The sequence below is a fragment of the Sphingobacterium olei genome (assembly GCF_005048855.1).
Lineage (GTDB): Bacteria > Bacteroidota > Bacteroidia > Sphingobacteriales > Sphingobacteriaceae > Sphingobacterium > Sphingobacterium olei.
Window position 1 is genome coordinate 282,461 of the sequence record NZ_SUME01000001.1, and the last position, 23,827, is coordinate 306,287.

Genomic DNA, 23,827 nt, shown 5'->3' on the forward strand with positions numbered 1-23,827 from the left:
TTATGTTAATTTATTTTTTTAATGATTTCGGATATAATACCGCTCTTATCAAAGGTGTCTGCATAATCTGTGTTCGTACAAAATCTGCAACGTCCATTACAGATATGCGATCCACTAGGGTATCGTATTGACTCACAAAGTCCAACGAGCCTTCGTTGTTGAATAGCGAGTTGCGGATATAGCTACTCCAAAATGAATCGCGTTGTTTGTTCAATGCCATTTCTTTGCGTAAATTACTTTTGACATCTTCCAATGTGGCTGCTATACTTGCGGGGTTCTCAACAAGTTCTAGCATGCGCTTTTGCACCGTTTGGATCAATATATCGACATCTTCCGGCTTACAGCTGAAACGAATACTGGTACGGGCCAATGGATCAGGATACGGTGTTGCACTACCCGAAACACTCACACTATAAACCATTCCCATTTCTTCACGCAGTTCCTTCAACAATTGAGATTGCAGTACTGCCGTAGCTGCATCATTCATCAGCTCGTAGGTCTGATGATCCATAGGGATATCCGTCGTCTGATATGAGAGCCATACCGATGCTTTGGCTGTCTCGCCGACATACTTTTCGAATGTCGCAGGTACTAGGCGTGTGTGCCGGCTGTATCGATAGGTTGTGTCTACCGTACCGGTGGGTAATCCACCGATATAGGTATTCACCAATTCCTGTAAATGCTCATCTTCTGGATCGCCTGTAACGATAAACGTAAAACCATTTGCCGCTCCGAAAGCACGATCAAAAACGGGAAGGGTGCGATCAGCTAGCAGTTCCCTTTCTATTACCGAATCCGTGAGCTCCCGGGTGATATAGTCATACCCATTCAGCAAATAACCTAAGTCACGGCCGAATGTTGCAGCCGGAGTTTGATTTGTATGCCGATAACTATCGATCGCTTTCTCTTTCACCTGCGCAAAAATTGCCTGATCCAAACGGGGCGCCGTCCACTTAAGATAAATCAGCTGAAATAAAGTTTCGCTATCACTGTTTTCCGCACTACCCGCAATACCCGAACGCGTCTTGTCGATAAGAAACCGCACGGATGCTGATTTGCCCGTGAGGTAATGGTTCAGTGATTCACGCGACAAATCTCCTGCGCCGCTCAGCGCGACAATTTGCCCCGCATATAGACCACTAACGTAATCGGCAGAATCCAAAGTGTAAAGCCCACCTTTTCGGAATCCAGTGACCGTTACACGATCACTCTCTAAAACAGGCCTACGGAAAATCACATTGACGCCATTAGATAGCTTTACCTCTGTAGCGTTTACAGCTTTTCGTTGTTCAGTATGCGTCACGGTAGCCGGCGTAGGTCGGTCTTCGATCAAGTTTTCGACCAAGTCCATCGCCTTATGATACCGCGGTTGCTTCTTTCTTTGCGCATCTTTGAACCACTTCAATATATCAGCTTCGCTCGGCAATTTTGCTTCAATCTGAGGATAACCTGTCAACAAATAATATGCCTTATCGGGATTGTACCATTGTTGGAAGTGTCGCAATAGTGATACCGAATCGATACGGTCTACATTTTTCATATACCAGTTATACTCGTCCTGTACAGCAATTACGGGCTGCCTTTTATAGAAATCATCGTACAGTTCATCCATTAGTACAGCCGAGGAAGTTGGTCTTTTGCTTTCCGCCTTATTCTTCAATTGCGCTTCATAACTCTTTTTAACCGTCGCAATCTCGTTCTTATCAAAACCATATTGCGCAAGTTGTGCGATACGCATTGCGAATTCGATTACCGACGAATCCGGCTTATCCGGATTGATCACCAAATTAGCAGTGAGCAGCTGTTTTGTGTTTAGAAACCCAGAAGATTGAACACTAGCCTTGCTATAAGTCGGATTATCAAAAGACAGATCGCTCCATCGTTTACGCAATAGCATTCGCAATAGCCCTTCTTCCATGTAATCTTTATATTCTTTCTTATTTCGTACCGGCCTAGGCAAATTAAGCAAGCGTATAATATTTAGCTCCGCCTTTTTCTCCCCATCGCTGATCACCTGTTTGAATGTGTTTTTTCGATAGTTGGGAATCGGCCATTCTTTTAGTTTTTTCTTACCGACAGGGATCCTACCAAATTTTTCTTTGATGCGGCCTGTTACCCATTCTGCATCGATATCGCCTACTACAGCCACGGCCATCACACCGGGGTTATACCAATCGTTGTAGTAATCCCGTAGCTGTTGCGCGGGAGCATGTAAGATCACAGCCGTGTCGCCTATTACCTTTCGGTCTGCATAGCGCGAACCATTAAAGAGCGCATTCAAAAATGCATCATTTACTGCCTCATTTCCAGACTTACGCGACAGCCATTCCGAATATATCACCTTTCGTTCCTTTTCGACAGCAACGCTATCCAGTGTCAGCCCACCTGCCCAGTCCGCGAGGATCGTCAATGTCATATCGACCAGACTGGTATCCTTTGAGGGCAGTTGCAGTTTATATACTGTCTCGTTGTACGAGGTGTGTGCATTTAAGTCCTTACCAAATTTAGCGCCTTGCAATTCTAGAAAGCGTACCAGTGAGTCGCCAGGGAAATGCTTAGTACCATTGAACGCCATATGTTCCAGAAAATGTGCTAGTCCTTTTTGGGCTTCTTTTTCAGCCAGGGAGCCTGTCTTTAGAAACAAACGATATACGGCTTCGCCAGTAGGATAGGCGTTGGGCCGTACATAGTAGGTCAGTCCATTCTTCAACTTTCCTTTTATAAGGGTTTGTTGGGATGATTGCCCGAAAGCAAAAGACCCGACGATTGTGCCTACGCAGCTTAGTAAAAAAATATAAAAAGTTCTAGTCATCCTGTTATTTTACCTTCGTTATCACAAATTTCTTTTGAAGCTGATCCGGCCCCGGTAGACCGAGTGTAATGCCCTTATCGTTACTCACCAGTTCGATGGTCAGCGTATTATCTTTTGTCGGATCCAGGTTCGGACTAGGCATCCAGCGGACACGTACCGGGATATCGAATATGCCCGGTAAAAAGTACAGGGTATTGCCCGGAGTCACCATTTCGTAGTCGACACCTTCTTTCAAGCCATCTCCAGCAGTAACTTTAAAAGTAACGCCAATATTTTCGAGCTGCACTTTAGAACTTAGGTATATATTGTATGTCCGCACCGAAGCTGCCATATAATTGACTGATTCAGATGAGGCATTATTATTCATGATATGGATAAAAGCATGGTCGTAAGGTTGCACCTCTTCTTTGCCGCACGCTCCAAAAAGCAATATAAAGAAGGAGAATAGACTATATATTAAACTATTTTTCATCGTTTTTATCATTAGTTGTTTACAGTAGGATTTCCTTTCATACCCGTGTTGGCATCCAATTCCCGCTGAGGAATAGGGAGCACAAAGTAGTCGCTTGGATAGGTAAGCTCTTTCACTGTCGAGTTTGTATTGGTATTACGGACTAGGTTCTGTTTCCGCCGGGTAATGTCAAATAGGCGATGACCTTCAAATGCAAGCTCACGTATCCGTTCTTCATACACAATGTTTCTCATGGCATCGAGATCGTTTTCGGGTAGAATAATGTCGTCACCTGAAGTCTGCAGTCCGCGTGCTCTGATAGTCTCAACATCGGCAGCAGCCAATTCAGCTTGCTTTTTTCCAATATATGCTTCGGCGCGATTTAAATATATTTCAGACACGCGCAACACTAGCGGATTCATGTGTTGTCGATTACCGTCTGTAGCCGTTTGCACCGCGTCAAATTTTCGTGTTAATCCGATAAAGTTTGCAGACTGTCCAGGGTTGGTCTCTAACTTGAATAGAAGCGCATTAATACGTAGATCATTAGTCCCTTCATCAAACAGTCCCACAAATTTTTCCGCTGGATATGCCTGGGGCAGGACAAAATCATTGGCATTTCTGAAATTAAAGAAACTTAGCAGCCCAGAACCTTTATCCTGTCCATTTAGTCTGAATATGGTTTCTGTCTCTGGCCCAGCGAGATCAAAATACATGCTGGTATAATTTCCCCCTCTGGCAAGCTGTCGTTCCGATATTACTTCGTTGGCATAACGAATGACCTGATCCCAATCTTCCATATATAAGTATACGCGGGATAATAAAGCTTGAACTGCTTCTTTCGATGCGAAGTAAGGTCTTTGCTTGGCTGTTCGAAAGTCATTACGGTTGTCGTTGTAAATTTGATCAGCCTCTTTCAGATCGCGCAGGACAAAGGCGTACACCTCTTTCACCGGTTGCCTTGTTACCACGTCGTCCGGCCCTGGAGTCTGCGACAATATGGGCACACCGATGTGCGATGCGTCGGTTGTATAGGTGTATGGCTGTGCATAAGCCCTGCAAAGGTCGAAATGGCCTAAGGCACGCAGAAATAAAAGTTCGGCTTTGTAAACCGCCAGTTCATTACGGCTTCCTGGATACTTTTCTTCTAGAGAAGGGAGATAGAAAAGAGCGTTATTCACATTGGCTAATGATGCGAGAATATCAGACCAGATTTTGGCCGATGGCGCTGCCTCTTGGTCTGGATCAGAATTATAATTATATATATTTTGCCGTCCCTCCGCGAGCTGTTGTAGGTCTGCCTGTAGTAAGTCTCCTGCTAACTCGGGGTAGAGGTAAAAGTGATTGGTATAATAATCGTATGTTTTTGCATAAGCTCCCGGGATAGCTGATCGAATACCGTCCATATCCGAAAAAAGTACCGGTATGGTTGTTTGGCCCACGGGCATCACGTTCAAGAATTTTTTGCATCCACTAAGGCCAAAAAGGAGTAGTGTGAGCGTGCTATATATTTTAACTTGTTGTATATTCATAATGGTGTAAATTAGAGTTTTACATTGAGACCCAATGATATAGTGGTTTCCATCGGATACCCCGACATAGTCTGCTTAAAGGAATTCCAGTTAGATCTATCGTATGGTGTCCATAATCCTATGTTATCTGCTATCAAAGTGATGTTCGCTCCTCTTGTACCTATCCGTTGCGCCCAGTCGTAGGGAAGGTTGTATGAAAAGCTTACGTTTTTTAGACGAAGGAATGTCGCATTGGACAAGTAACGCGTCGAGTTTCGTGTCGAGTTTGCATTCGTCACTTGCCATAGCGGCTTAGGCGAAAGTGCGAGATCTCCAGGTTGCTGCCATCGATCCAGTTGATTGATAGACTGGTTGCTTGTCATTAGGTTCAGACCATCGGAGGATGCATCTCTACCAAATGAAGTAAAGCGATAGCCTCCCGCTGAATAGATTGCCAAAAAGCTCATTGATAAGTCCTTATATCGCAAGGTGTTCGTAATTCCTCCGTAGAACCATGGTGTGGAATTTTTATATGGCACACGGTCGCCGAGGTTGAACGTATGTGTGATGTTTCCATTGACATCGTACCACATCGGCGCACCATCACGTGGATCTACGCCCGCCCATCGCACCAGATAATAAGTACCCAAATCTTCACCTTCTGTCCAGATCGTACGGTCTCTCACTTGCGGTATGCCATTATATAGTTCTAAGAGTTTATTTCGGTTGTGGGAGATATTCGCAGATGTGACCCAGCTGAAGTTTTTCCCATCAATATTCGTCGTTTCTATATTTAGCTCAATTCCACGATTTAGTGTCGATCCGATATTGCGAGGCACGCGGGTGTCACCGGTAGTCCGACTCACATCCTGGTCCTGCAACAGATCTACCGTGTGCTTGTTATAAAACTCGAGTTCTACATCGACACGGTTATTGAAATTCGCGCGAACTCCGATATTCGTCATATAGGATTGCTCCCAACTTAGCCGGCGGTTCCATACATTAGACATGGTGGATCCGCTCATTCCATAGTAATTGCTGGAGGTTCCGTAATTATAAAGGCCTTGGGCACGTAAATTCCCCAGCCTTGAATTACCGTTGGTACCGAAGGATGCTTTGAGTTTCAGCACTTTTAATAAGTCGCTATTAAAGAACTCCTCATTGTGGATATTCCAGGAAGATCCGACAGACCAAAAATTTCCCCAACGCGTGTCTTCACCAAAATCCGAATTGCCGTCGGCACGCCAGTTAAGCGCGATATAGTATCTACTGTCATAGTTGTAGGATCCTTGAGCAAAAAATGATGATCGTCGTACCCTAGAAGAAGAGCTGCTCGCATTTTCCCGAACAGCAGCATAGCTTACCTCTTTGATGTGATCATTGGCAAAGCCGTTGCCTCTAGCACTAAGGGTTCTATTATCTTGAGAGCTGGCTTCAAATCCCAATAGGCCACCTAAAGTATGCTTGCCGAATTGTTGATTGTAGTTTAGCCGCTCAATAGCCGACCAAAGTAGAAAATTAGCGTGACCACGCGTCGCATATCCCATAGGGTTTCCTTGTGAGTCTTTTCCTGACCAATTTGTTCGCGCTGCGTACATCTCTTCGTGGTTACTTTGATAGTTAGCGCCTACTTGGCTAGTTAGCTTCAACGTGGGGAGAATCGAGTAGTCTAATACCAGATTGTTAACGGTGTAAAAACTTCTTTGCATATTGTCATTTTCCTCGCGTTCGGCCACCCCGCTGAAAAACTTATACGACCTTGCACCCAAAACAAATTCGCCGGTTATCGGATCTTGTATCCTCTCTATCCTATCATAAATTTGTCTCGGCGAACCGTCTGCATTATATGGAGAGATAATAGGCAAGAAAGAATAGTAGTCTGTTGATGGGTTAAAAATATCGTCTACGTTATACGAACCCGACATTAGCAACGTCAGTTTCAACTTGTCAGAAAGATTAAAATCAATATTACTTCGTAATGACATGCGGTCTTGTCGATTTCCTTTGATGGTAGATTCATTCATAAAATACTCGCCCGAGATATAGTACCCCACATCATCTGTTCCACCGCTGATATTCAGATTATTCTGAAAATAGGTGCCTATCCCATAATACACGTCCGTCCAGTCGGTATTTGTAGCGCTGTACGGATTACCGGGTAGATCCTGATAGGGAAAGTAGGCGATATCGTTGCCAGGTACATTTAGATATGATTCTCGAGCCAGCGTCCGGTATTGCTCGCCATCTAATGTCTTGAATAGCGTGGATTTGTTTATGGTTGACAAACCATAGCGACTGGTCACACTGAGTGAAGGTGCACTTTTTATTCCCTTTTTTGTCGTAATAAGTATGACACCGTTAGAACCATCCGCGCCGTATAAAGATGCCATAGTTGCGTCCTTCAACACGGTAATACTTTCGATATCTTCTGGGTTAAGGTAGGATAGGGGGCTCACCGCCGTATTCATACCGGGGATCATATTGGTGCGGTCACCTGTATATACACGGATTCCATCGACGATCCACAGCGGCTCGTTAGATGCCGAAAGAGAGGCCTCTCCTCTAATCCGAAGATTCATTCTTGGCCGTGTACTACTGGCCTGATCGGTATTGAAATCTATCTGGAGACCCGGTACCAGCCCTTCTAGCATATTATCAATACGTTGCGCAGGTAGATTTTTAATCTGTTTGGCCGTGACCTGAAAGGCACTTCCTACCATGTCCGAACGTTTCTGCACGAGACCATACCCACCTACGATAACCGCTTCCTCTAGCATATTCTCAGCAGCCAACAATTGCACATTAATTTCATTTTGAGTGCTGGTTGCCTCGATCTCCCGTGTCTCCATACCGACGAATCTGAAGACGAGTACCGGATTAATGAGTGATGGCGCCAGCGACAGTACATACAGCCCCTGTTCATTTGTCTGCACCGTCCTTCCAGAACCATTTTTTAGGGATACGGTCACTCCACCTAGGGGCTTTCCCCCATCATTTGTGACCCGGCCTCGCATAACGCGCTCCTGTTGTACGGTAGTGGTTGCTGAAGAATGCGGATTAACTGGCCTGGCCGCTTTCCGTACAATGATCACTTTGTCATCGATTTCATAGACTAATCCTACGGATTTGCACAATTCATTTAGTACTAGATCGAGCCGTTGATCTTTGACGTCTAGCTTACCGGACTGTAGATTTTGGATGTCTTCCTTTTTATAAAGGAAAGTATACCCACTCTGCACTTCCAGTTGGCTGAATATACGTTCGTACGGCATGTTGACGATCGAAAGTGTCACCTTGACCGTCTCTATTGCCTGGGTTGCGTAAAGCGGTGTTTGCATTAAAAAGAGAAAAGTCAGTAAAGCGGTAGCCTTCCACATTCGGGTTAAAAATCGATACTTCATTCTTTGATAAGGGTTGTTGATTATTGTGTGTTTTTAATATGCATTACGTTGATGCGCTGAGCAGTTGTTTGAAATCGAGCGTCACCTAGCTTTTCAAACTTGCGCAATACCTGATTGACATCCGGGTATAAAGGGATCTTTCCAGTGGCCGATATACCGTGCAGGGCCTGATCTGTAAGGGCGACCTCGAGATTATACCAGCGTCCTACCTGACGCAGTATTTCATCCATTGGCGTGTCGTCAAAAGCTAGCATGCCCTTTGTCCAGCTTGAGGCAATCGCGGGATTAACCGAACGCAATATAGTATGTCCCGTCGAAGGTTCGTATTCCAGCTGATGCCCAGGTTTAAGAAATAATTCTTTTTGGGACTCGGAATCTCGCAGGGAAATCTTTCCCTCCATCAATGTCGTGTAGTGATAGGGCTCATCACCATAAGCTTTTACATTAAACACAGTACCATGTACATGTATTTGTTGTTTTCCTGCTTCGACGACAAATTGTTTGTCTGCCATGGAAGCGATTTCAAAAAATCCTTCACCTTCCAGCTGTACCCTTCTTTCTTTTCCAGTAAATGCAGACGGAAACGTCAAAGTAGATCCCGCGTTTAGGTAGACTTTCGATCCATCTGCCAGTACGATCTGATATTTCTTTTTGTAGGGCACAATGATCTTATTATTCCCCGGTGACGACAAAACACCGCCAAGTGCCTCTACACTAAGGACGCCATTGCTATTCTCAAATTCTGCTTCCGCAGCCCGTAAGGCAGAAATGGTGTCCATACGCACCGTTTCGCCCGTAGCCAGTACCAATTGTACGCCATTTGTCGTGTCTTGTTGCGTAATCAATATATCGGATTCGACCCCCCACCGAGACTGCATATGGAATAGTATTCCAAATGTAAGTACCAGTGCAACAGCAGCTGCGATAAGGCCGTAACGCATCCGATATAAGTGGCTAACCGGATGAACACTCCTCAGCGCTTCGGTGTACGCAGCTTTCGGGTCAAACTGAGCCATCTGGTCCAGCTCATTTTGCGTTCGAACTGTATCTTTCAACTCGTCGAAAATTTCTTTTAGTTTTGGATCAGCAGCTATTTGTTCTTCTAGCACAATACGTTCAGCCGGACCTAGCAAGTCCATTTTATATAAAAATATTTTTTCCGCTAAATCGTGCGGATTTCTATCAGGCATCTTATGAGATTTGTTTTACAATCCATACAAGTAACTCGGGCGAAAGGATTAGTCCGATAGCAATTTTTTTTTAAAACGTTTACTATCCCTGAAAATCAAGTGTTTCAGATTTCGTAAAATAATGAAACTTTTTTATTGAAAGGTATCCCATAGGATCAAGGCTGCAAGAGGGAACAGATCTTTGAGCGTGTGCTTTAATGCTTTTTTTGCATTATTTTTATGAACCTTTACGGTATTGATGCTAATAGACATCTGGTCAGCGATCTCCTGATTAGATTTTTGTTCTAAAAAAGCCAATTTGAATACCTCAGCTGTTTTATCAGGTAGGTTTGATACTTCATCTAAAATTCTTCTATACAACTCAGCTCGTACTATACTGTGAAAATGGTCATCTTGCTCATACAGTTTCGGATTATTATCGGCCAGTCGCCCTAGAATTTTTTCGTGTGTAGCTGTAGTGTTCAATTCATTGATAGTGGCATTTCGAACACTCTTATACAAGAAATTACGCAGGTGATTGACATCCTTGAATACAGTTTTATCCTGCCATAGCTTTATAAGTGCCGATTGTACTACATCCTGTGCTTTCTCTTGGTCTTGCAATACCGTATTTGAAAAATAACAAAGCGACTGGTAGAAATTGTCGTAAATAAACTCCCACCTTTTTTTTTCATTTTGTATATTATTGAAATCGATCTGCATACCTTACTAAAATCGTATTGCTCCACTGGCAGATACTGGTCAATTGAATTGAACGTCAAACTTAGATAAATTTAGCATCATTTGCAATATAAATACGTGACTACTATGCAAGTCGGCCAGGTTTCTTGTTGTGATTTATTTTTGTATTATATGGTTCAAAAGTAGGGTAGAAGTTATCAACACTATGTTTTTGTTAATTACCAATGGGGAAAAAGTTCTTAAACTAATATTTTATATCTTTATGTTATCAATTATTTAATTAGACATCAATGCGCGGGGTATGCGTAAAGAAATAGCAAAAAATATGGAAAAGTTATTATCACTAGTGCTACAGGTTTTTGTACTCCAGATTATATTTACCTCTGCGGTCCATTCTCAGCAGCTTGCGTTTCCAACAGCCGAAGGTTATGGAAAATATACAAAAGGAGGCCGAGGCGGAGCCGTTTATGAAGTGACGAACCTCAATGACCGGGGTGAAGGAAGTTTGCGGATGGCCGTAGACGCGGAGGGTCCTAGAACTGTGGTTTTCAGAGTCTCTGGCAACATTGAACTCGAACGTCCGATAAACATAAAAAATCCATATATCACCATCGCCGGACAGACTGCCCCAGGCGATGGTATCTGCCTCAAAAACTATCCCTTGAGCATTGATGCCGATCACGTAATAATCAGATATATTCGGGTACGACCCGGCGACGTGTCCGGAATAGATTACGATGCGGTGTCGAGCAGGTACACCAAGAACATCATACTCGATCATGTATCTGCCAGTTGGAGTATCGATGAAACCATGTCCATTTATCATTGCGATAGCATCACGGTGCAGTGGTGTATCATTGCCGAAAGCTTGTACGCGTCAAATCACGTTAAAGGTACACATGGCTTTGGCGGTATATGGGGTTCAAACCACAGTACCTATCATCACAACCTATTGGCCCATCATACCAGTCGCAATCCACGGATGGCGTCAGGTGCAGGCTATACCGATTACAGAAATAATGTCATTTACAATTGGGGGTACAATAGCTGTTATGGTGGCGAGAAAGAACAGGTCGGTAACGATAAGTTTAATGTCGCATTCTTTAATATAATTAATAACTATTATAAACCAGGACCCGCAACCCAGCCTGGAGAAGTAGCTTACCGTATCGCCAACCCCTCCCAAAGAAATGATGACGATCATGGAAAGTGGTATATTGCTGGCAATGAAATAGCAGGGAATGAGACGGTAACGCGTGATAACTGGAATGGTGGTGTCCAGACAAATATACCTCTAGAGAAGATTAAGCTGGATAGTGCCTGGCCTTCCATGTCCATTCATGAACAAACCGCTCCAGAAGCCTATATATTGGTGCTAGATCATGCGGGCGCCAATTTACCGAAGAGAGATGTCTTAGATTCCCGTATTGTCGCAGAGACTAGAGACGGATTTGCAACATACGGAGGCAGCGGATACCACGAAAATAATAAATTGTTCAACTCTGCAAACAGAACCGGGATCATTGACTCGCAGAAAGATGTAGGCGGATGGCCTGTGCTCAGCAGTTCCGCTCCACCGAAAGATAGCGATCACGACGGCATGCCAGATATATGGGAAGTGAAACGGGGATTGGATCCGTACGATCCTGCCGATAGAAATAAGGTTGCCGAGGATGGATACACCATGTTGGAAGCATATATGAACAACATCGATTATGAAAGGGAATTATCTGATTAGTGAAGAAGGTGCAATTTCCAAAAGCGAGCCATTAATAACCATAAAGCCAATTAAATATCAGATCCTATATGAAAGCGTGGATGTTCTTTTGTCTACTATCAAGTTCGTATCTATGCGTTGCGCAAGATTTCGCCCCAGATAGCGTTAGAAACCGAAAAAAGATAACGCCAGTTTTTAACGAGATTGTGGGCGTAGGTGTATTCCACGAAAATGACATGCTAAATTTCTTTGCGAGAAATGCAGATGATAACTATACTGGAGGATTACATCTGCGCTTAAATACCATATCCGGTTTTAATGAATTAATACGACCAGTGACCTGTACGGGGAAATTAGAAATAGCTCTCCCACGCCACCTCTTAAGAACCACTATTTAAAGTGATTGTCTCTACACTGTGGAGACAATTAAAAGTAATGAAAGACTCCCATCGAATAGCGCTATTTCCCTATTAAGCATTTTGTTGTTCTAGCCATTTTAAAATCGATTGGGTAGTTTCTTCTGGTTTTTCTTGTTGAATCCAATGACCACACTCCAAACTAACAATATCCAAATTAGGAACGATATTTTTTAGGTTTTCAGATTTTGGAATCGTGTCCTGTTCACCGTATATCATAAGAGTCGGCTGATGAATGATTGGGGTTATGTCCGCCATTAAGTGCCAGTTTCGATCAAGATTTCTATACCAATTTATACTTCCTGCAAACCCTGATGACTCAAAAGCAGAAACAAATACAGACAGTTCGTTGTCTTCCATTAAGGGTTCCCCAAGTGGTTTTTCCGCTCTTGCGAGATTTATCATTAGCATTCCGGGTTCCGGTGGTGTGGGAGGTACGTTTTTGCGGAATATGTTACGGAGGAACCGGGATGCGTTTTCATTCATTATAGCATCTGCTACCCCTGGTTGCCGATTGAAGTGAACAAAATAGAAGTCTCCTCCAAATATTGCTTCCATAAACTCAATCCATGGTCTTTCTCCACGCTCTTGATAAGGCAAAGCCAAGTTTATTATTTTATTTACCCGTTCAGGATGCAATAGTGCCAAACTCCATACCACATTTGCACCCCAATCGTGACCAACAAAAGTGGCATCTTCATATCCAAAGTAATCAAGTAGTGCAACGAGGTCACCCGTCAAGTGATCAATGTCATAATCAGTTACTTCGGTCGGACTGGATGAGTTGCCATACCCTCTCTGATTTGGAATGATGACATGATAGCCAGCTGCAACAAGTGGAGGCACCTGATGACGCCAAGAAAAAGCATGTTCCGGAAAGCCGTGACAGAGCACAATAGGTTTTCCAGCATTTTGTTTACCCGCTTCAAATACTTCCAGTATCACACCGTTGACTGAAATAAGATCGGGTTGGTAAAAATTACTTGCGTTAAGCATAGAATTATTTTCGTTTGTCATTTTCATTCTTTAGAAGATTTAATTAATGATGCAAACTTATGCCTGCCAAGTGACAGCCTTATGTCAGTGGCCAGGAATATATTAGCCCCGTCTATGTCAAAGATGCAAGAATTAAGCGAAATTACAGTTGTCCGGAATTTCCGGACAACTGCTGCGGAAGGCAATAATTATGATACCAACTATTACAACCTCTACGCCATTATCTCTGTAGGCTACCGTGTCTAGCCATCAAAGCACGAAGTTCCGCCAAGGGGCTACAGTACGTCTGCGCGAATATATTGTCAAAGGCTTTACGATGAATGACGAGCTACTTAAGCAGGCAGGAGGGGACAATTACTTCGATGAGTTATTGGCGCGTATCCGAACAGGGCGAGTTCACTTCACGTACCAGATCGCTTCAGGGCTCGCAGAAGAGAATTAGGCATATGATTGTTGCAAAGAGTGTTATAAAAATCTTTTCCTGTTATATATATTATACAAGATGGTAGCTTTGGTTTCTAAATTCTGTTGATGCGTAATATTTGTATTTTATTTCGTCTAGCGGATAATCCCAGCACCCCATACGATGATATATGGTGCCGCCAAAACCTGTTTTAAATCTATGTAAACCATACATAGGATGAGCAGGGTCAGCCTGTGGCGATACACCGAAAAAATCATATTCGGTGCAGCCTTTCTCTTTAGCCAATAACATTGCTTGCCATTGCAACGAATACGTTGCCATATAGTTTCTGTTTTCAGACGAAGAAGCACCATACAAATATGTTGCCCTTTGCGCTGATATCACTAAGAACATCGCCGCTAGGGGTTTATTGTCTATCTGTGCAATCAATAAATAAACATCTGCTGGAGAAAGCGTGTCATTTGCCTTGGTCGACAGTATGGCTTCGAAATAACTGATATCATGTAATACAAAATTATTCCTGATCGCTGTTTCGCTATACAGTTTATACCATATCCCTAAACTTTCTAATCCCAAAAGATGAACCTCCACGCCCTTTTTAGAAGATAATCTGATATTGTAACGGGTTTTGGGTTTCATCGTCGATAGTAGCCAGTCGTCGTTTCTTTTCAGGTCCAAAAAAATGGTATTAGAAGGCAATATGTTCGTATTCGCCTTTTTAAGGCGCCAATTTTCCGTATTAATATTCAGTCGCATTTCCTGGATACCATAATCGGGTGCACCAAGCCAAGTACCGTCAGGAGCATAGAAAATTTCGCTCTTGGCCCACAGAGATTCCCACGACAGATCGTATCGGATCATGATGCAATTGTTAGGCAAAAAGTCTCTCAAACCTTCAGAAAGTTGTTCTAGAAAAAAACCTTGGCACTCTTCTGAAGGCTCAACCTCAGGACCATAGGGAACATAAGCTATACAATGATTTTTATCAATCGATTGAATGATCACGAGTAAATCTCCGATAAAATAGGAATTATCCATGCAGTCAACGAAAAGGTCGCGTTGCCGGGTTTTAAAGTTAAAAGCCTTTGATGTCAGTCCCTGGAGTTTTTTTACTTCAGACCAATACGCTGTCTGTTGGATAATAGATGTTTTATAAACTTGCTTAATGTTTTTCTCATCAATATCTGTTATCATTTCCTTATTTCGATTACTATAGCCCAAAAATGGCAAACATACCCAAATTTAAGGGTTGATTTGTCAAAAATGTGCAAGAAGGGAAAATTGAAGTTCCTATATTATGTTTCTCATAAACCGATCAGCAATAATAAAGATATTGGAACAAAACCGGACGACCGCTACATATTCTATTCCCTCACAACCTGTAGTTAAGTTTCATATTCAGCTGTCCGGTAGCTGCTTGGCCAGATTTTTAAATAAACAAAACCAAGGTCACTATATCCAATATCAATGTTCCCTTTTAAACAAAACTTTCATGATCCATTGAATCACCAACAGGCATGAAAGTTCTTGATGGCCTTTGAGAAATAGACACTTTCAGAAAAAAAAGGCCTGCACTCCTGCAGGCCTAGGTTGAAACAAAAATACCCAGTTTTAGGGGTATGTCGTTACCACTTTGCTTACCTGCCAGCCATTTTTGGTGTTGCTCAGTGTAATGTGGTCTACACGGGTGAATTTTTCGAACTCCATAGTAGCTTTCGCTACGCAAGAGTTTCCGCTTTCATCCAGTATTTCGTAAGTCGTTTTGCAGTTGTACTGCAATCCTTTGTTTTCTTTTAAGAATTTAGTATAGTCCTTTTTACTGTGCTTGTTATTGTTGGCGGAGTTGTAGTATTCGAAATCAGTAGCAAATAAATGCTCGTTAAATTGTGCATTGCCTAACGCGGTAGCATCTAGATACGTAGCGATGGTACGCATAGCATTCATGTTTTTCGTAGGACTGTTTTTCTTAGCAGCGAATGCCATAGAAGAAGCAAATAAGATAAGAGCTGTTGCGATGGTGGTGATGATAGTTGTTTTCATTTTTTTATGTTTTAAAAGTTGTTATGTCGTATTGTTGAATCAAAAGTAGGGCAGAAGTCCCCACTAAGGAATGGCGATTAGACCAGCACCTCCAATTATTCGGTGAATCCCGAAAAGGAATCGGTGAAAAATATACGAAGCATTTACTAAGCCTTTCATGTCTTAAAGACGCAAAAGATCACGCTATGGTTGCATCACTAAATTCAAATGTGTACAAGAGAAGTTATCGTTCTCGTCGCGAGCAGGAGGTACTCCTTCGTCACTGCGAGGAAGTATGACGAAGCAGTCCTAGATACCAATTGGCTCACAATTAAAGTCCCACACAGCCACTTGAGAACGAATATTGGATATGAATGGGAATAGACTCGTTACCTCCCAAAAAATCTATACAGCGGGTTTGGGAGAAGAATTATTAGAAGAATTTAGAGTAAAATCCTTCCATCTAATGGTTTTTGCTCTTCCCCAAGCATCATAGGCTGTAATAGTTTCCGAGTTATATATTACACGGTGATTATAGTAGTAAAAAGTAATGTAAATAAACCCATAAAGCACGGGCAACAGCATAAGTACAGGAAAAATATAGGAAGTCCAAGTTTTGTCGGGCGCCAAATCCCAACCAAAATAAAAACCGAGTCCAATGAAAAATAAAAAAACTAGACCAATGAGGTAGCCTAAGACGGCAAAGGCGATATGATTTTTAAGGACTCTATCTCCGTTTTCTAGGACTAGCGTGCTAGATCCTTTTGCTCTCGCGACATTGATTAGCCAGCCCATTGTCGCAAAAGTGATTGTTTAATCCCAAGCAAATAGAAAATCCCGTAGCGGGGAGCAACGGGATTTTACCAAACCAATTATTAACCTAAATTATGAAATTACCTATATAACGTCGAAGTTTAAACCGATATTATCTCCAGCAAAAAAATATTTTTGTATATCAATAGGCTGCATGAAAGTCACTACTTCCGGTAAGGAGAACGTTCTTATTATCTTACCTGCCACAGCAAGGCAATACGAGTTTGCGGAGATCTAGTAATTCGCTGTAATAGCAGTTGCGTTCGTTATTGGCACTGGTTGTTCGGAATTTCCGAACAACCAGTCTTTATAATATTGGTAAGAAAAATCGGAATTTCCGATTTTTCTTAACTACTAGTGTGCATTTTACGCACTTTGCTTTTTGACAGTCGAACGTGGTGGGTTACAATTTTAGAAACATTTCCGATAGCAACCTCGTGGCGCAAAACGAGCTACAACAGGTGTTATTATGTACCTCAAACCTATAAAGCTATCGATACTTCATCAAATTATTTTTATTGCATGAGCTGAATAATGTCCGGCCACTTATATTTACTGTCATTTTTAAATTTGCCTGCGATGGGTGATAAGGTAAGCGATTTCTCTTCCTTATCGTATCGTACCTTCATTGGATTCTTATACGCATCGATGTCATAGTACTCTCTTTCGAATATCTTCCACTGCAGAAATCGAACTAGCGGTAATTTTTTGGATACTTTAATTCGTTTACCTTTATAATCTGTCAATGCATTTCCCAGGTGATATTCTTGGTATACAAAATCCTGATCTAACCTAATTGTCGAACTCGGGGTGTATTCGCCAAGCGCAAACGCTACACCCAATAGACCTACAGAGCCGGCAAAAAAACCTGATGAAAAAGTCAAAATCATGCTGATAATGGAGAGAACTTTTATGATAGTGCTCTTGCTATCCTGACCTATCCAGAATAAAAGGCATACTGTGAGGTAAAGTGTACTAACAATTATTGCATTTAAGACGATCCATAAAGTTGAAATTCCGGCACATAATCCAATTATCCCAGCAATATTTACGGTTATAAGACTTAATAGTATTTTTCTCCGAACTTTTGCAGCTTTTAATGTCGTTCGGTAGATCACATAAGCTAGAAATGGATACAACCAAAGAGCCATGCAGGCAATAATATACAAGTCCATAGTTCTTTTGATTAAATATAATAAATCAAATTCATTTTATCGTTCCATTGTATTTGATTTCAATTACAGATATACTGCTATCTGTGGGGCATGCGTTGGATTCTAACGAAGATAAAGATGTCCTTTTGATGTCGGCTGGATCATTGATTATTGCAGCTCAAAAATAGTTTGACGAAGAGTGAAATTATTTACGATCTTAAAAAAACATTATCTCATCAAGGGTGTAAACAACTTCCGCTGCGTCACACTGTAATAGAGCAACCTATCTATCTTATATGTATTGGCTGGCCGGGATACCAGCTACCTCCGTTTCCACCTTTGATAAAAAGGTATAAAAGACAAATTAAAACAAAAATAATGATAAAAATACGCCAGTGCTTCGGCAAAGCGTGATCTTTATCCATTGCTTTTCTATGCTTTTTCAAGTAATTTTCTTTTAAAACTTATTGGATTACTGTTCTTTTAACTAAAAACCGCTCTACGATTCAATAAAGGGAACAATAATAATTTCGTTTTTATCATTTTTATAGATCATTGCTCCAGATATATCCATGTCCGAAATATCATGCCCCCACAAGCCGTATCTTCCATTTGTTTCATTTCTGTTGTACATTTTAGTCCGTTCGGCAGGTGGAATGGTTTTAATTGTAGCTGTCTTTTCTTCTTCCTCATACATCAAGTGATAATGCTTGCTTATTTCACTCAACAGCTGTGCTCTTGTGAAGCCTTTTTTAGATTTCAGATTAAATTCATAGATGTTTGTGACCGGATAGTCAATCATTACTTTTATCTGAGGATACTTGATGATGATCTCATTTTTATTATGCAGGTTTGGTAGATCGCGTTTAGGATCGGAAAGGCTTGCCCATGGTATATAACCGTCTTCGTAATCTTCTAAATTGTCCGTCTTAACCTTGAATTCAAATTCATAAAGCAGTTCTCCAAGCTCGGAATAATCCTTTTCTAAGAAGGCTTGAATACGTTCTTTTACAACCTCGATAGGCTCTTTTTCTTCAATAGCGGTCGAGCCGGTCTCTTGCCCAATAGTGCAATTAACAAAGAACAATGGGGAAAAAAGAAGGATGCAGATTTTTTTTATTGAGGTTTTCATATTTGATTTACATATGACTGTTAATGTTTCTTTATGCGGTTTTTTCGAACCCTAAACGTTATGGAATATCCGAAAAACTATACAATTTAAACGATAGTAGGTTTCAGCGATTAAAACGTAATGGTAGCTCCATCTTAATGTCGACATTCTTACCATCCAATACTCCCGGTGTCCACTGCGGTAGAGAGTTTATCAAGTCAAGTGCAGCGTCGTCGAGAACTTTATGCACACCTTGTACCACTTCGGCATCCCTTGTTCTTCCATTTTTATCCACCACAAAACGGACGATTACCTCGCCACTTATTCCTTCCGCGCCAGCTGGATATTCGAGATGTCTGGTTACATAATCCGGAAACGAAGATTTTCCGCGATTGAAGACAGGCGCTTTCTCCAGTGCTTTGCGGTCGCGCACGCGTTCACCATTAATATGACTAACCGTTTTTACAGCTTCCTGCTGTCGTGTTATTTTTCCCTCTTTATCCCACTCGGTGATCTTCGTGGGCTCTCCTTTGTCAAAAGTCATCTTGCGGTGCTTTATCCCGTCCTCATGCCACCAAGTAAAATCCCCGTCTCTTACCTCAGGCTCTAATGAGCTATACCATCCATCCATTTGCTTAACTCCATTTGGATAAAAGTCCTGTACGCGGATTGGTTTGGTATTATCGTTACGAGATATAACACGGTAAAAGTGCTTGTTGTCACGATCCGTCTTTTCCCATTTTGCATTAAAATATACGGTGTCGGTAGTCTGGGCGCTAGCCTCGCGAGTTGAAAATATACTAGCCATAGCGGCTATGCAAAGCACTAAACGTACTTGTCTTAGGTCAATTATTTTTTTCATCGGTTTTGGTTAATCTACAGATACATTTCTATTTTTCGTAAATTTTATAAACTAATAATTGTTTTTAAAATTACTAAAAACTTGCTACAAAACAATATCATCTCTGACTGCGTAAATCCACTGATAAGACCATAAGAAAGGTTAGCGGGATATTTCAAACCAATTGCGCAAAAAATGAAGGAACGAGTATCTCTACTTAAAGAACTTGAAAACTATTCGACTTTCCTTCATCAGCGAAACTATCATCTACTTTGAGCCATTTGAGAATTCGCTTTGTTTCTTCCTTATCCTTTTTTCGAGCATTTTCAAATCGCTTGGTCAGTCCGGTTGCTGCTAACCGTTCGGCAAGTGTCATACTTTCGAAACCTTCTATAAAACCTTCCCAAGTAGTTTTGATAGGACTATAAAGTTCATGCCATCTTTTGATAAAGAAGTCGATGTCATTCAAATCCTTTTCGATCCGATTGCTCAATTTATTTACCTGTTTTTCAAATCCGTTTTTTGTAAAAGAATATTTTAGTTTATGATGGTCGGCCATGAAATCGCAGCTGAATAGGGGAATGCCCCGGATGTCGTCCGAATGTAATCGCATTGAAGTTAAACTGTTGGGCGGTATACTGTACTGTATGCCACTCAGCCCCTGAAGCTGTTCTATATCATCCACTGCTGGCGTTAGTTTGAAGATGTTTAACCCGACTTGGATCCATCTATCGCCTCTGAGAATATCGACAGATACCATCTCTAAAAATTTAGAGTCTGATATTCTGCATAACTGGTACAAGTGTCCTATACCGGGGTGCCATCCGAAAAGAGAACCTGAAAAAGGAGCCTTTACAAATCCCTTTTTATAAAGAGCAGGAATTCCTCTTTCAAGAAAAATTTCCTTTCTTATCTTTAAGATTTCTTTATCTGAGGCGGTGTAAAAAAGCATTGGCTATTAATACAAAGGTTTATCCAGTATGCGTTGCACAAGATAGGGGTGATGCGTAGCAAACTCCTGCGAGAAGTCGTCAAGACCATATAAATAGCGACCCATTACAATTCTACCATCCTGTTTCGAATATAGACGGATCTCCTGCATAAAGACATTGACGTCAGCATCTTTTAAATCGGTCCATCTAATGGTTTTTGCTCTTCCCCAAGCATCATAGGCTGTAATAGTTTCCGAGTTATATATTACGCGATGATTATAGTAGTAAAAAGTAATGTAAATAAACCCATAAAGCAGGGCCAACAGCATAAGTACAGGGAAAATATAGGAAGTCCAAGTTTTGTCGGGTGCCGAATCCCAACCAAAATAAAAACCGAGTCCAATGAAAAATAAAAAAACTAGACCAATAAGGTAGCCTAAGACGGCAAAGGCGATATGATTTTTAAGGACTCTATCTCCGTTTTCTAGGACTAGCGTGCTAGATCCTTTTGCTCTCGCGACATTGACTAGCCAGCCCATTGTCGCAAAAGTGATACACATTGTTATAAAGCCGGCACTCATAATATGATAAGTTAAGAAGACAAACTTAATAAAAAATCCACTACATGCACTAATGAATGGTCTTGTTTTAATTTACCGACAACATCACGCTATCGGCTTTATTGACCTTATCTGTCTCAACATATTTGAACACGAGTTCCCTTTCAAAATTGAAATAACCAATTATTACTGTGGGAGATCGTTCTATTCGATTTCTTTTAACCCCAGGTAAGGGTACTCAATCCATTAAGATGCTGCAGCAGTACACCCTCTAATTCATCACGCACTGCGTAGCGAATTCATTAATGCTTTAATCTAACCCAAAATCTTCCGGATCCGTTCGCGTTCTTTGTCGGATAGCGGGATGGCTTGCTCCACGATAGGTAATATTTCTGTTTTGCGATCAGTTTGTAGCAACAAGTCCAAGAATCCGAGATACGTTCTGATCAAATCTACTTTGATACCCACAAACGCTCGTGGGTCAGCAATATATAGTTCCTGTATCAGTTGCAATAATGTATTTTTACGTTTCTGATCGCTAGCAGAAGAACTGTAGTGTGGAAGTAGATTCTTTTGTAGCAGTTCCTGTAGCTTAACACCCACCGCTTGTTCGCGCACGTATTTCTTTTGTTTACGCTCAAGCATCTCACGCAGTTCCAACAATAATTTGCGGTAAACTATCTGCTGTCCCTTTTCACTGAATAAGTTTCCTTCTGTCGACAATGTCATGTCTGACAGGTCAAACCCGTTAAAAAAAGCTGATTCCACATACACCGAATGATGGAATTCAATCGCATTATTATTGAAGCTACTCAACTGCTTGGCCACCTCCACTTTATGGCTGTTTAAAAAATAGTAGTAGTAGCGATCTCCAATAGGATATTGCCACCGGATATAGTTTACCTTAAACACAAAAGAGTTCTCTTCGGGACTGTATATCGTAAACGAAGTCTCGTCCGTCTCCTGAATCAGCTGTTGGTAAGAGATAGCTTTTCCATTGATCTGGATACTGTATCCTGCATCCTTGTTGAGATGCAAGAACCAACCAAACTCTTGCGCCAGAAAATCTACAAATTCTTCAGACTGCAATGTCGCGGCATTCACACCAAATACCCCTTCCAGTACCACCATGGTACCCGTACTCGACGCAGTAGCAGGTTGTGGTTCTGAGTTTTCGTATTCTTCTTTTGTATCCCTATCGATTAGGAGTTTATATCCCATCAACTGATCACTTATAGCGACCACGGTATGCCAAGTAGCACGTGTTGCAAATAGTGAGAAAGAAAAACGTCCTTTTCCTTTCTTGCCACGAGTATACGACGTGCGTTTCGGCTGCCCTTTTTTTAAAGAGTCCAGAAAGTTGCCAAAAGAATAATTTAGGGTATCAGGAGCAATACCTTCACCATTGTCCGAGATACGGATACGCTCTATATAGCCCAGTTGATTGCTACTGATATCCATAGATACTGTTGAAGCTTTAGCGTCAAATCCATTCCATATATATTCAGCAATGACCTGTTTTGCATCCTTCGGTAAGCCAGCCGACTCTATACTCGCATTCGTTATCTTTGTACTATTCTTCATAAATGGGATCTCTTTAGCAAATCTAACAAAAATCCTTTTACTAAACTTTTGAAATTGCTAAAAAAAATAGTTTTTTTGTTCTTTTATTTGTTTGAAATTTTGCTCACTTTCGGTAATAACTTAAAGCGATTTAAAGTCCTAGCATATTCAACCAAGTGTGGTTCAACTTGGTAATTTGTCGGAAAATAAGGAAGTGCGCTTTTAATATTCGATTTTAATCAAAGCAGGACTATTGTAAAATAAATACATAATCTCTAATTCCTGAATTGTCTGGGAATACGTGCTTAAATTTAATCTGAGACTCGCTAATTTCAAGGATAGTGAAAATGTTGGCTGCCATTGTAAGCACGTTATTTTCTTTATTGTAATTGTATTTCACTAAAGTAGTTTCCGTCTCATCGGGGAGGCACTTCGTGCCCGTATTGATAAGTGTCAATGTCCCATTTTTTGAAAATGAATAAGTCCTGTCTTTATCACAGTCATTGAGTGGCGCATAAGAAAATTCACCTTGAGGATTACTGGACGGATTTAGATCGTTTATAGTACGTTTCCAAATTTTCGAAGTAAGGATATCCGTTTCATCAATTTCTCGTTCTTTTTTGCATCCACAAAGTGCTAAGAGTAATAAGATGTGCAAGGTTAATAATAATACTTTGTGATACATCTCCCGTTTATTTAAATTTGAGTATAGGGGTCAATAATTTCTTTAATCTAATATCATACTAATTTTTGATAAAAGCAACCAAAAAAAGGCCTGCACTCCTGCGGACCTAATAAACAAAAATGCCCACAGCTTCTACTTGACAAGAAGTCAAAGCTGTGGCTATGGCATTGAATAAATCGTATATTTCATCGAAGAATTGATTTCTCATAGGTCGATGAGAGACCGTGAAAGATTGTTTCTGTAAGACAATTTTCACTAAGTTTGATTCATATATTTACCAAGTGACCGGAGGCACAATAGACATGGGTGTAATAGAAATATTAAAAAAACAAGAACGGCAAGCAGGGATTCAACAAGGGATAGAGAAAGGGATTCAAAAAGAGCGTGCGAGGGCCGAGGCTGAGAAATTAGCTGAGAAACTTGATTCTGCTTTAGAATTTAAGAAAATGGGTGTAGCAGTTGCTGATATTGCAAAGGCATTAGGTCTTACAGTAGATCAGGTAAATGCGCTGTAAGCATCGAAGAATTTGAAAAGTTTGTATCTTTTTTG

General features: G+C 41.3%; 22 protein-coding genes. 5 read left to right on the plus strand and 17 right to left on the minus strand.

The window, feature by feature from the left end; translation table 11 throughout:
• Positions 1-10: 10 nt before the first annotated feature.
• From FAZ15_RS01230 to FAZ15_RS01255, 6 genes are all read right to left on the minus strand, one after another.
• The gene (locus tag FAZ15_RS01230) at positions 11-2,812 is read right to left on the minus strand and encodes a M16 family metallopeptidase (protein WP_136899331.1); all 2,802 of its coding nucleotides are present in this window, start codon (positions 2,810-2,812) and stop codon (positions 11-13) included.
• 4 nt (positions 2,813-2,816) lie between these two features.
• Positions 2,817-3,284, minus strand: coding sequence for a hypothetical protein (locus FAZ15_RS01235; protein ID WP_202912286.1), 468 nt, complete (start codon positions 3,282-3,284; stop codon positions 2,817-2,819).
• Positions 3,285-3,295: 11 nt separating this feature from the next.
• Positions 3,296-4,795 (minus strand): RagB/SusD family nutrient uptake outer membrane protein, encoded by a 1,500-nt coding sequence (locus FAZ15_RS01240; protein ID WP_136899333.1) that lies wholly within the window; start codon positions 4,793-4,795, stop codon positions 3,296-3,298.
• Positions 4,796-4,806: 11 nt separating this feature from the next.
• Positions 4,807-8,175: a SusC/RagA family TonB-linked outer membrane protein gene (locus FAZ15_RS01245; protein ID WP_136899335.1), complete on the minus strand. Its 3,369-nt coding sequence runs from the start codon at positions 8,173-8,175 to the stop codon at positions 4,807-4,809.
• Positions 8,176-8,195: 20 nt separating this feature from the next.
• Complete coding sequence (locus FAZ15_RS01250; RefSeq protein WP_136899337.1) at positions 8,196-9,365, minus strand: FecR domain-containing protein; 1,170 nt, start codon at positions 9,363-9,365, stop codon at positions 8,196-8,198.
• A 132-nt stretch (positions 9,366-9,497) separates the two neighbouring features.
• Complete coding sequence (locus tag FAZ15_RS01255; protein WP_136899339.1) at positions 9,498-10,067, minus strand: RNA polymerase sigma-70 factor; 570 nt, start codon at positions 10,065-10,067, stop codon at positions 9,498-9,500.
• Positions 10,068-10,371: 304 nt separating this feature from the next.
• Between FAZ15_RS01255 and FAZ15_RS01260 the strand changes: the two genes are divergently transcribed.
• Together FAZ15_RS01260 and FAZ15_RS01265 are read left to right on the plus strand one after the other, a co-directional pair.
• A complete protein-coding gene (locus FAZ15_RS01260) occupies positions 10,372-11,784 on the plus strand; it encodes a pectate lyase family protein (RefSeq protein WP_136899341.1) in 1,413 nt (470 codons plus the stop codon).
• A gap of 68 nt (positions 11,785-11,852) precedes the next feature.
• Entirely contained in the window at positions 11,853-12,161 is a 309-nt protein-coding gene (locus FAZ15_RS01265) for a hypothetical protein (protein WP_136899343.1), read from the plus strand.
• A gap of 72 nt (positions 12,162-12,233) precedes the next feature.
• Here the strand turns inward: FAZ15_RS01265 and FAZ15_RS01270 are convergent, their stop codons facing one another.
• Positions 12,234-13,202 (minus strand): alpha/beta fold hydrolase, encoded by a 969-nt coding sequence (locus FAZ15_RS01270; protein ID WP_202912287.1) that lies wholly within the window; start codon positions 13,200-13,202, stop codon positions 12,234-12,236.
• Positions 13,203-13,289: 87 nt separating this feature from the next.
• Between FAZ15_RS01270 and FAZ15_RS22400 the strand changes: the two genes are divergently transcribed.
• Both FAZ15_RS22400 and rhuM read left to right on the plus strand, forming a co-directional pair.
• Positions 13,290-13,421, plus strand: a complete 132-nt coding sequence (locus FAZ15_RS22400; protein ID WP_202912288.1) for a virulence RhuM family protein — start codon at positions 13,290-13,292, stop codon at positions 13,419-13,421.
• On the plus strand, positions 13,414-13,617 hold the full coding sequence (rhuM, locus tag FAZ15_RS01275) for a RhuM family protein (protein WP_162304831.1): 204 nt from the start codon (positions 13,414-13,416) through the stop codon (positions 13,615-13,617). Before FAZ15_RS22400 ends, rhuM begins: the two co-directional genes overlap by 8 nt.
• Positions 13,618-13,668: 51 nt before the next feature.
• Here rhuM and FAZ15_RS01280 read toward each other — a convergent pair whose 3' ends face one another.
• From FAZ15_RS01280 to FAZ15_RS01325, 10 genes are all read right to left on the minus strand, one after another.
• On the minus strand, positions 13,669-14,793 hold the full coding sequence (locus FAZ15_RS01280) for a lipid II:glycine glycyltransferase FemX (protein ID WP_136899345.1): 1,125 nt from the start codon (positions 14,791-14,793) through the stop codon (positions 13,669-13,671).
• A gap of 417 nt (positions 14,794-15,210) precedes the next feature.
• Positions 15,211-15,639, minus strand: coding sequence for a nuclear transport factor 2 family protein (locus FAZ15_RS01285; RefSeq protein ID WP_136899347.1), 429 nt, complete (start codon positions 15,637-15,639; stop codon positions 15,211-15,213).
• Positions 15,640-16,023: 384 nt separating this feature from the next.
• Complete coding sequence (locus FAZ15_RS01290; RefSeq protein WP_136899349.1) at positions 16,024-16,413, minus strand: hypothetical protein; 390 nt, start codon at positions 16,411-16,413, stop codon at positions 16,024-16,026.
• A gap of 533 nt (positions 16,414-16,946) precedes the next feature.
• Entirely contained in the window at positions 16,947-17,606 is a 660-nt protein-coding gene (locus FAZ15_RS01295) for a hypothetical protein (RefSeq protein ID WP_136899351.1), read from the minus strand.
• A 478-nt stretch (positions 17,607-18,084) separates the two neighbouring features.
• Entirely contained in the window at positions 18,085-18,717 is a 633-nt protein-coding gene (locus FAZ15_RS01300) for a hypothetical protein (RefSeq protein WP_136899353.1), read from the minus strand.
• Positions 18,718-18,820: 103 nt separating this feature from the next.
• Complete coding sequence (locus tag FAZ15_RS01305) at positions 18,821-19,558, minus strand: energy transducer TonB (RefSeq protein WP_136899355.1); 738 nt, start codon at positions 19,556-19,558, stop codon at positions 18,821-18,823.
• A gap of 196 nt (positions 19,559-19,754) precedes the next feature.
• Complete coding sequence (locus tag FAZ15_RS01310) at positions 19,755-20,489, minus strand: hypothetical protein (RefSeq protein ID WP_136899357.1); 735 nt, start codon at positions 20,487-20,489, stop codon at positions 19,755-19,757.
• A gap of 6 nt (positions 20,490-20,495) precedes the next feature.
• Positions 20,496-21,029 (minus strand): hypothetical protein, encoded by a 534-nt coding sequence (locus FAZ15_RS01315; protein WP_136899359.1) that lies wholly within the window; start codon positions 21,027-21,029, stop codon positions 20,496-20,498.
• Between the two features lie 315 nt (positions 21,030-21,344).
• Positions 21,345-22,613 carry an ATP-binding protein gene (locus FAZ15_RS01320; protein ID WP_136899361.1) on the minus strand — a complete coding sequence of 423 codons (1,269 nt, stop codon included), beginning with the start codon at positions 22,611-22,613 and terminating at the stop codon, positions 21,345-21,347.
• Positions 22,614-22,842: 229 nt separating this feature from the next.
• Positions 22,843-23,277 carry a hypothetical protein gene (locus tag FAZ15_RS01325; protein ID WP_136899363.1) on the minus strand — a complete coding sequence of 145 codons (435 nt, stop codon included), beginning with the start codon at positions 23,275-23,277 and terminating at the stop codon, positions 22,843-22,845.
• Positions 23,278-23,579: 302 nt separating this feature from the next.
• On the opposite strand from FAZ15_RS01325, the gene FAZ15_RS01330 reads away from it, so the two are divergent.
• Positions 23,580-23,792 carry a hypothetical protein gene (locus FAZ15_RS01330; protein WP_136899365.1) on the plus strand — a complete coding sequence of 71 codons (213 nt, stop codon included), beginning with the start codon at positions 23,580-23,582 and terminating at the stop codon, positions 23,790-23,792.
• Positions 23,793-23,827: the final 35 nt, after the last annotated feature.

What these genes read in the sequence shown, in the direction of transcription:
- FAZ15_RS01230 (WP_136899331.1), bottom strand. Translation starts at nt 2,812, where the DNA reads ATGACTAGAACTTTTTATATTTTTTTACTAAGCTGCGTAGGCACAATC.
- FAZ15_RS01235 (WP_202912286.1), bottom strand. Translation starts at nt 3,284, where the DNA reads ATGAAAAATAGTTTAATATATAGTCTATTCTCCTTCTTTATATTGCTT.
- FAZ15_RS01240 (WP_136899333.1), bottom strand. Translation starts at nt 4,795, where the DNA reads ATGAATATACAACAAGTTAAAATATATAGCACGCTCACACTACTCCTT.
- FAZ15_RS01245 (WP_136899335.1), bottom strand. Translation starts at nt 8,175, where the DNA reads ATGAAGTATCGATTTTTAACCCGAATGTGGAAGGCTACCGCTTTACTG.
- FAZ15_RS01250 (WP_136899337.1), bottom strand. Translation starts at nt 9,365, where the DNA reads ATGCCTGATAGAAATCCGCACGATTTAGCGGAAAAAATATTTTTATAT.
- FAZ15_RS01255 (WP_136899339.1), bottom strand. Translation starts at nt 10,067, where the DNA reads ATGCAGATCGATTTCAATAATATACAAAATGAAAAAAAAAGGTGGGAG.
- FAZ15_RS01260 (WP_136899341.1), top strand. Translation starts at nt 10,372, where the DNA reads ATGGAAAAGTTATTATCACTAGTGCTACAGGTTTTTGTACTCCAGATT.
- FAZ15_RS01265 (WP_136899343.1), top strand. Translation starts at nt 11,853, where the DNA reads ATGAAAGCGTGGATGTTCTTTTGTCTACTATCAAGTTCGTATCTATGC.
- FAZ15_RS01270 (WP_202912287.1), bottom strand. Translation starts at nt 13,202, where the DNA reads ATGAAAATGACAAACGAAAATAATTCTATGCTTAACGCAAGTAATTTT.
- FAZ15_RS22400 (WP_202912288.1), top strand. Translation starts at nt 13,290, where the DNA reads ATGTCAAAGATGCAAGAATTAAGCGAAATTACAGTTGTCCGGAATTTC.
- FAZ15_RS01280 (WP_136899345.1), bottom strand. Translation starts at nt 14,793, where the DNA reads ATGATAACAGATATTGATGAGAAAAACATTAAGCAAGTTTATAAAACA.
- FAZ15_RS01285 (WP_136899347.1), bottom strand. Translation starts at nt 15,639, where the DNA reads ATGAAAACAACTATCATCACCACCATCGCAACAGCTCTTATCTTATTT.
- FAZ15_RS01290 (WP_136899349.1), bottom strand. Translation starts at nt 16,413, where the DNA reads ATGGGCTGGCTAATCAATGTCGCGAGAGCAAAAGGATCTAGCACGCTA.
- FAZ15_RS01295 (WP_136899351.1), bottom strand. Translation starts at nt 17,606, where the DNA reads ATGGACTTGTATATTATTGCCTGCATGGCTCTTTGGTTGTATCCATTT.
- FAZ15_RS01300 (WP_136899353.1), bottom strand. Translation starts at nt 18,717, where the DNA reads ATGAAAACCTCAATAAAAAAAATCTGCATCCTTCTTTTTTCCCCATTG.
- FAZ15_RS01305 (WP_136899355.1), bottom strand. Translation starts at nt 19,558, where the DNA reads ATGAAAAAAATAATTGACCTAAGACAAGTACGTTTAGTGCTTTGCATA.
- FAZ15_RS01310 (WP_136899357.1), bottom strand. Translation starts at nt 20,489, where the DNA reads ATGCTTTTTTACACCGCCTCAGATAAAGAAATCTTAAAGATAAGAAAG.
- FAZ15_RS01315 (WP_136899359.1), bottom strand. Translation starts at nt 21,029, where the DNA reads ATGTGTATCACTTTTGCGACAATGGGCTGGCTAGTCAATGTCGCGAGA.
- FAZ15_RS01320 (WP_136899361.1), bottom strand. Translation starts at nt 22,613, where the DNA reads ATGAAGAATAGTACAAAGATAACGAATGCGAGTATAGAGTCGGCTGGC.
- FAZ15_RS01325 (WP_136899363.1), bottom strand. Translation starts at nt 23,277, where the DNA reads ATGTATCACAAAGTATTATTATTAACCTTGCACATCTTATTACTCTTA.
- FAZ15_RS01330 (WP_136899365.1), top strand. Translation starts at nt 23,580, where the DNA reads ATGGGTGTAATAGAAATATTAAAAAAACAAGAACGGCAAGCAGGGATT.